Source organism: Pauljensenia sp. 20925_1_25, from assembly GCF_041433955.1.
Classification (GTDB): Bacteria; Actinomycetota; Actinomycetes; order Actinomycetales; family Actinomycetaceae; genus Pauljensenia.
Genome location: NZ_JAPWCL010000035.1, coordinates 1 through 7,553, shown reverse-complemented (window position 1 = coordinate 7,553; position 7,553 = coordinate 1). Strand labels below are relative to the sequence as shown.

Sequence of the window (7,553 nt, the reverse complement as noted above, 5' to 3'; positions counted from 1 at the left end):
TCCCGCGCATAGGGTGAGGGCCGGCACCGCTGCGCGGCACCGGCCCTCACCCTGTCATCCCCTCTCACATGAGCGGGTAGCGCACGATGGTCGCCTCGCGGCCCGGGCCCACGCCGATGGACTGGATGCGGCAGCGCGACAACTCTTCCAGGCGCTTGATGTAGTCCTGGGCGGCCTGCGGCAGCTCGTCGAAGGAACGGCACTGCGAGATGTCCTCGCTCCAGCCGGGCAGCTCCTCGTACACGGGCACGGCGGCCTCGAAGCCAGCCTGGTCGAGAGGCATTTCCTCGGTGCGCACGCCGTCGACCTCGTAGGCGACGCACACGGGGATCGTCTCGTAGCCGGAGAGAACGTCGAGCTTGGTCAGGCAGATGTCGGTCAGGCCGTTGATGCGCGTCGCGTAGCGCATGACGACGGCGTCGAACCAGCCGGTGCGGCGCGGGCGACCCGTGGTCACGCCGAACTCGCCGCCCTTGGTGCGCAGAGCCTCGCCGACCTTGTTATCCAGCTCCGTGGGGAACGGGCCCTCACCGACGCGGGTCGTGTACGCCTTGGCGACGCCAACAACGCGGTCGATGCGGGTCGGACCCACACCGGAGCCGGTGAGCGCGCCGCCCGCGGTCGGGTTGGAGGAGGTCACGAAGGGGTAGGTGCCGTGGTCGATGTCGAGCATCGTGGCCTGGCCGCCCTCGAAGAGGACGGTCTCGCCGCGGTCCAGCGCGTCGTTGACGACGAGGGACACGTCGCACAGCATCGGCTTGACGCGCTCCGCGAAAGAGAGGAGATGGTCGGCCACCTCGGCAGGGTCGAGCACCTGCAGGTCCACGGCCTCGAAAATGGTGTTCTTAGGGGCCAGGGCGGCTTCGACCTTGGCGCGCAGCTCCTCGGGGTGGAAGAGGTCCTGAATACGCAGGCCGATACGGTTCATCTTGTCGGCGTAGGTGGGGCCGATGCCTCGGCCCGTCGTACCGATGAGGTTGTTGCCGCGCGCACGCTCGTTCGCCTGGTCCATGAGGCGGTTGTACGGCGGGATGATGTGCGCGTTGGAGGAGATGAGCAGGCGCGAGCAGTCGACGCCGCGCGAGGTGATGTCCTCAAGTTCCTCGAAGAGCACGTCCAGATCGACGACGACGCCGTTGCCGATGATGGGGGTGACACCTTCGGAGAGGATTCCGGCGGGCAGGAGGTGCAGCGCGTACTTTTCCCCGTCAATGACGACGGTGTGCCCCGCGTTGTTTCCTCCGTTGAACTTGACGACGAGGTCGGTGTGTTGGCCGAGCTGATCAGTGGCCTTGCCTTTGCCTTCGTCGCCCCACTGGGCGCCGAGCACGATGACGGCGGGCATGAGTATCTCCGTAAAGTTTGGGTCCGTCGCGCGGGTGTGCGCAACAGACCCATATTAGCGGAGATCGACGAGGCCGGGGTACCTCGATAGGCCCGGTTCAGTTCCCGGTGGCGGCCAGGGCGACGCCGATGCCCCACGCGGTTGCGCTGGTCAGGGCGGCGATCAGTTCGATGGCAATCGTCCAGCCGAAGGCCTTGAGAGCCTGGAGGGTGGACGCCCAGGCGGTGGCGGTGTCGCGGCTGCGCAGGTATTCGACGACGAAGGTCGTGGCGATCATACCGAGGACGAGGCCGAGGGGCAGGCCGACGAACCAGCCGACGACGCCGCCGAGCGCGCCCCACACGAGCGTGGATTGCGGAATCCCGGCTTTGTTCATGCCGCGCGCGGGGATCACGTATTTGAGGACTGTGCCAAGGATCAGTACGAGCGCCGCGATGGCGAAAACAATCCACGCGCTGGACGTGCCGGTCAGCCACGCCCACACGAGGATCGCGCCGCCAACGAGGGGCGCGGAGGGCCAGACTTGGACGACGGCGCCGATGACTCCCAGGAGGATAACAACGCCGACGATAATGGTTCCGAGGACACTCATGGGGGCCATGGTAGCGGCTCGGTGTTTGGGCGGAGCGCTCGCGCTGCTAGCCTGAGACCACCACACGACGGAGGGACGAGGCCGTGGCCGGGTTCGCGCTCACTGCTGGACGCGCGCTTGGGCACACTAGTTCCTCTACGACGCCGCGTTCTCAGGGAGACTGATGAGTGCTCTGTTTGCTTTCCGCCCGATGACTGTGTTCGACATATCGTGCCCGCCGCGCGAGGCTTTCGAGCGGTGCATGGGCTTTTGGGCGACCGTCGGTATCCGTTCCGAGACCCCCGGGATGGGTGACCAGTTCGCGATGCGCGGCTGGACGGGCACCGAGATCGTGATCGGTCACCGCCGTGGATCCGGACCCGACGCGGATCTGGGCGATCTCGGCGCGATTGCCCCCGGCCTCGGAATTGCGTTGCTGGCCGTTCACCTGACGGAGCCGATGCGCAAGCCGATCGACTGGACGCGCCTCATCGTCGCCGCTCGCCCAGTCCCTGGAAGCCACCCGAGGTCCGAGCTGTGGTGTTTCCCCTGGGACGACACGATTCGGGGTCCGCGCCTGACGAAGGCTCCCCTCGACCGCGCGTTCGATAAGCTCGCTCAGACGCTCACCCGCCAGGGGGTCCTCCTGGGTCCCCCACGCCTCGTCAAAAAGAAGGAACTTCCCGGGGATTCTCCCCTCTCCGACGCCGGCATCGCGACGATGCACCGCGCGGCACGCAAGGCGACCGGCACCAGCCCTCTCCATTTCCGACGCTCAGGACACCCATGAAACAGTTATTCTCCAGTGTCGGCCGCAGCCTCTCGCTCACTGCGTACCCGTTTACGGTCTTTCGCCTGGCCGTGTCCCCCGACGAGGCCGTGGCGCGCTGCGTCGCCCTGCTACACAAGAACGGCATCCGGGCCGAAACGCCCGGTATGCGCGAACAATTCGCGCGAATCGGCTGGGTAGGCACCGAGCTGGCTACCGGGAACACCGGGAAGGCTTTTCTCGTCGATGCGATTGCCTCGACCACCACGACAGGCATCATCGCCGAACTGTTCCCACGGGCGGTACCCGACCGCGTCAAGCGGGCCTTCCTTGAGAAGACACGCATCGAAGTGATCGCCCGACCGATCCCGGGCGGGATGAGACCAATGTGCGAGCTGTGGTGTCACTTCGACTACACGTCCACCAACGAGACCATGTTCGCAGAGGATTACATCGCGTCGATGTTGGAGAGGGTCGAGCAGTCCTTCCGGAACGAGGGACTCATGATGACCGCCCCCGAGCGCCTCAGATACCGCGATATGCCGCACAACGTTCCCCTAACTCTGCGGACTCTCGGAGCGATGCGCAAGGCCGCGAAAAAGGAACGCAAAGGACGGTAGCTATGGCGACGAACCATGTCCCCCGAGGCGGCTCATGACCACGAATTCACCCCTCACTCCGAGCCGGATCCTGAACCCGCGTCGTTACCTGTGCGCACTGGTCACACTCGCCCCTCACCAGGCGGTCGCTCGCTGCGTCGACTACTGGGCGTCGAGGTGGAGGTGCGTCCTGGAGGAAACGCCGGGGATGAGCGGCCAGCTCGCCCAACGCGGGTGGGTCGGCACAGAAATCGCGGACGGAAGCGACAGTTGGCGCGCTTTTCTGTTTCCGATCATTGACCCGATTGCGCGCAGCGACCTGTTCACGGTCTCCGCCTCTCAACCGATGAGAAGCACACGCCGCCAGACGTCACGGATCATGGTCGCGGCACGCTCGCGCGCAGTAGGAGACCGCCCCGCGAGCGAACTGTGGTGCTTCGACACGCGCGTGGGCCACAGGGACACCCCCGCTACCCCGGCAGTCGTGGGCCAGTTCCTCCAAGACTTCGCCCTGACGTTTCAGGTCGAAGGATTGCTGCTGGAAGAGCCCCGTTTCTTCTTCGGCGGCGACCTCCCCAAGGACCACCCGTTTGCGATGGACGGCATCCTCACGATGAGGCGTGCCGCCAAACAGAGTATTCGAAGGAAGAACCACGCATGAAGATGACAACGACTCCCCCGGCCTCGTGGACCGGGAGCCTCTTTCGTCGTCCGCCTCTGGGCGTCTACACGGTCACCGGCTCCCCCGAGGACGCGGTCAGGCGGTGCCTCGACCTGTGGGTGACGATTGGCGTACGCGAGCAAACGCACGGCATGCCCCAGCAGTTTGCACGCCGCGGCTGGGTCGGCACGGAAATCACGGTCGACGCCTCAAGCAGAGCAACGGAGAAGCCGTCCCTTGGCCTTCCCGATCTGATGGGCGCGGTTAGCGACGTTGTTAGCGACGCTGGGACGCTTCTCCATATGGCATACGAGGAAACCGTACCCGAGGGCCTTCGCGCAGTCACCGATACGGTTGGCGAGGTCGTCAGCTTCGCTGGCAGCGTCGCGTACTCGGGTGCAACCAGCGTCGCGGACAAGGTTGGCGGACTCGTGTCGGGCTTCGCGGCAAAGGCCTGGCGCAAGGAGCGCCTACCGAAGCCCGGCAAATGCCGCATCGTGGTCGCAGCCCGCACGCTGCCCGATCAGGAGAAGGAGGCTGCGCAGCTGTGGTGTTTCCTCACCGATGAGGTGACCAAGCGCGCATTCCGATCTGACGACCAGATCGACGAGGCATTCCAATGGCTCGAACGCAAGCTCGCCGAACAGAATATCCTGCTCGATGTTCCCCATTACGTGAACCAGAACGACCTGCCCAACGACAGCATTCTCAGGGCGGACTCCCTTGCCAAGATGCGTCGCTCGGCGAACACAGAGATCCGCCCGTGAAGCATTGAGCGATGAAATCACTCTCGCCGCGGGCGCTGGTCAGCGCCCGCGGCGAGAGTCACGACAGGGAAAAGCTCAGCCCTGCGCGCGCAGGGAAGCCACCTCGTACAGGGCAATGCCCGTGGCGACGGCCGCGTTGAGAGACTCCACGGTCGACGCGATCGGGATCGACACAATCTGATCGCAGGTCTCGCGCACGAGGCGGGACAGGCCCGCGCCCTCGGCACCGGTCACGATGACGAGGGGGCCGTCCGCCAGCGACAGGCCACGCAGGGGCGCGTCACCGCCGCCGTCGAGGCCAACCACGAAGTATCCGGCCGCCTTGGCCTCTTCGAGGGCGCGCACGAGGTTCGTCGCGCGAGCCACGGGCACGCGCGCAGCCGCACCGGCTGACACCTTCCACGCGGTCGTGTTCACGCCCGCGCTGCGGCGCTCGGGGATGATGACGCCGTCCGCGCCGAACGCGCCCGCGCTACGCAGGACCGCGCCCAAGTTGTGGGGGTCCGTCACTTGGTCGAGGGCCACGAGGAGCGGGTGGCCCAGCTGCTGGAGCGACCCGGCGATCAGGTCCGAGGCATCGGCATACTCGTATCCGCGCACCTCGATGGCAACGCCCTGGTGGACGGCACCGTCAGTCGCGACATCCAGATCGCGACGGGTGACCTCGTACACGGGGGCACCCATGGCACTCGCGAGGCGCACAACCTCCTCCACGCGATCATCCTTCACGTTGTCGAGGATGAAGACGCGCTCAATCGGGACCGAGGCACGGGCGGCCTCGGCGACCGGGTTGCGACCGGCGATCAGCTCGTGGCCGGGCTTGACGCGGATCGACGACTTGGCGCGAGCGCGCGCAATCGCGGCCTCCTGCGCCTCGCGGGCCTCGCGCTTGACCTTGCGCTTGTAGGCCGGGTGGTAGGTGCGGTCCTCAGCCTTGGGCGTCGGGCCCTTGCCTTCGAGGCGTCGGCGCGAGTGCCCGCCGGTGCCGACCTGCGCGCCCTTCTTGGTGCCCTTCTTACGGATGGCGCCGGGGCGCCCGCTGTGTGAGGCCATGGTGTCTCCTCGTTGTCTCGTGAACTGACACCAGGGTACGGCGTTCAGGCCACATCGGGGCCACAGCGGCGCGCCCGGGGGCCAAAATCACGCTCTGACATGCATATTCCACGGAGACCCCACTGCATCCTCGTCTCTTCCGAACCGACCCCATGTCAGGCACGCACCCGGACCCTGCCACGGCCTCGTCAATCACGCAGCCCGGACGGGATACACGTCAGTCCCCCGCGAGCATCAGCCCCACTCTGCCCTCACGCACACCACACCCCTATGCGCCGACACTCGCCACGGCCTCGTCCACCGCGTCAGCCCGGACGGGATACACGTCAGTCACGCGCGAGCAACGACGCGATTTTCTCGACCGTCGAGCCGGAGCGGATCGTCACCTGCCGGTAGAAGTCCTCGCGTAGGAGACGCCTGTGGTAGGCGGTCTTCAGGAAGTTCTTCTCGTCGAATTTGCCCCAAAACACGGCATGCTCGCCAAAGTACAGGGCTTCGTCACCTAGTTCCATGGCCTCGATACGCTCGCGCACGTGACCTCGGTCGAGGCCCCGCGTGTAGAAGAGCGCGTCGCGGCGGGCGACCGCACCATGCCACCAGTCGGGCAGGCTCCGCAGTTCCGCGAGGTAATCCTGCCCCGTCAAGAGGGCCAGTCGAATCGGGAAGTCGTAGCGGCGCGCCAAGACGTGTTCGACGGCCTCCGCCACCTCGTCACGCGGGACATCAGCCTCAGCTTCAAAGAGGAGGTTGCCACTGTTGATGTAGGTGCGCACGTTCGCGAAGCCTTCAGCGGCGACCTGTTCGCGTAGCTCGCTCATGACGACCTTGTTGTTGCCGCCGACGTTGATACCGCGCAGCAAAGCCACGTACTCCATGTTGCTCCTCCCGTGTCCACGACGCCTCGCGCCGCCGGACACCAGGGTATGGCCTCGGCTCACATAGGGCTGTTCATCCACACGTGGACCCACTAACCCGCACGCGGGCCCCTTGTTCCGCACGTTAACCCGATAACCTGCGTGCGGGCCCCTTGTTCCGCACGTTAACCCGCTAATACGAGCCTGGGCAGCCCTGCCCACACTTCAAATAGCGGGTTAACGTGCGACATAGCGGGTTACCGCTCGCAATAGCGGGTTCGCATGCGAGCACGCACATCCTGCCAGAACACCGCCGCGCCCAAAACGCAGACCACCTCGCCCACAACACCCCATTTTCAGCGTTTTTCACCAAAGTGGTCTGCGATTTGGGCGCCACACCGCCTCAAGTCGCGGCCTCGCCGTCACCAATCGGGGGAATTGCACTACACGAGCCTCCGACACGTCGGCGACACGCCGCCAGAAGGCTTCGTGTAGTGCAAACCCCCACGACCGTCGGCGTGGAGGGCACCGGAGGGGCCGGAGGGCACGGGCGGCTGCGAGACGCGGGCCAGGCTGCGGCACCCGTGGGCGGGCGGCAGGGCCTGGCCGGGCTTCGAGGCTACGCACCGAGCGAAGCTCGCGGCGCGGACAGCGAGCGGGCGGGCAGCCGCGCGGATAGATCTCCGCACGCGGATAGGTTGCGACGATGCGGATAGGTTATCGCCACGCGGATAGGTTAATAAGCTATCCGTATGCTCATAACCTATCCGTGAAGCAACAACCTATCCGTGTACCCGGTGAGCGCGCAGGACCGCAGTGGCTAAGGAAGCAACGCACGAGATAGCGTAGCTTTGCGATCTGGCAGATACGACCGCCGACGATCTCACAGGCTTCATCGATGATCGGACCAAAGGCCACAACTGCCACAAAGGCT

General features: G+C 65.8%; 9 protein-coding genes. 4 read left to right on the top strand and 5 right to left on the bottom strand.

The genetic code is table 11. The annotated features are described in order from the left end of the window. Positions 1-64: 64 nt before the first annotated feature. Together O3932_RS10270 and O3932_RS10265 are read right to left on the bottom strand one after the other, a co-directional pair. Entirely contained in the window at positions 65-1,345 is a 1,281-nt protein-coding gene (locus O3932_RS10270) for an adenylosuccinate synthase (RefSeq protein WP_009647813.1), read from the bottom strand. A 97-nt stretch (positions 1,346-1,442) separates the two neighbouring features. After that, positions 1,443-1,937: a DUF456 domain-containing protein gene (locus O3932_RS10265; protein WP_034504604.1), complete on the bottom strand. Its 495-nt coding sequence runs from the start codon at positions 1,935-1,937 to the stop codon at positions 1,443-1,445. 163 nt (positions 1,938-2,100) lie between these two features. On the opposite strand from O3932_RS10265, the gene O3932_RS10260 reads away from it, so the two are divergent. Genes O3932_RS10260 through O3932_RS10245 form a run of 4 tightly spaced genes read left to right on the top strand, consistent with a single transcriptional unit; the run spans position 2,101 to position 4,712 of the window. Continuing rightward, positions 2,101-2,706: a hypothetical protein gene (locus O3932_RS10260; protein ID WP_009647812.1), complete on the top strand. Its 606-nt coding sequence runs from the start codon at positions 2,101-2,103 to the stop codon at positions 2,704-2,706. Further along, entirely contained in the window at positions 2,703-3,305 is a 603-nt protein-coding gene (locus O3932_RS10255) for a hypothetical protein (protein ID WP_371538261.1), read from the top strand. Before O3932_RS10260 ends, O3932_RS10255 begins: the two co-directional genes overlap by 4 nt. Before the next feature lie 34 nt (positions 3,306-3,339). After that, entirely contained in the window at positions 3,340-3,945 is a 606-nt protein-coding gene (locus O3932_RS10250) for a hypothetical protein (RefSeq protein WP_371538258.1), read from the top strand. Then, positions 3,942-4,712: a hypothetical protein gene (locus O3932_RS10245; RefSeq protein WP_371538256.1), complete on the top strand. Its 771-nt coding sequence runs from the start codon at positions 3,942-3,944 to the stop codon at positions 4,710-4,712. Before O3932_RS10250 ends, O3932_RS10245 begins: the two co-directional genes overlap by 4 nt. Before the next feature lie 75 nt (positions 4,713-4,787). On the opposite strand, the gene rlmB is transcribed toward O3932_RS10245, so the two are convergent. The 3 genes from rlmB to O3932_RS10230 form a co-directional block, all read right to left on the bottom strand. Continuing rightward, positions 4,788-5,765 (bottom strand): 23S rRNA (guanosine(2251)-2'-O)-methyltransferase RlmB, encoded by a 978-nt coding sequence (gene rlmB, locus O3932_RS10240; protein WP_296503024.1) that lies wholly within the window; start codon positions 5,763-5,765, stop codon positions 4,788-4,790. Between the two features lie 326 nt (positions 5,766-6,091). Then, on the bottom strand, positions 6,092-6,640 hold the full coding sequence (locus O3932_RS10235) for a DUF1697 domain-containing protein (protein ID WP_371538253.1): 549 nt from the start codon (positions 6,638-6,640) through the stop codon (positions 6,092-6,094). Between the two features lie 422 nt (positions 6,641-7,062). Further along, positions 7,063-7,308 (bottom strand): hypothetical protein, encoded by a 246-nt coding sequence (locus O3932_RS10230; RefSeq protein ID WP_371538251.1) that lies wholly within the window; start codon positions 7,306-7,308, stop codon positions 7,063-7,065. Between the last annotated feature and the right edge of the window lie 245 nt (positions 7,309-7,553).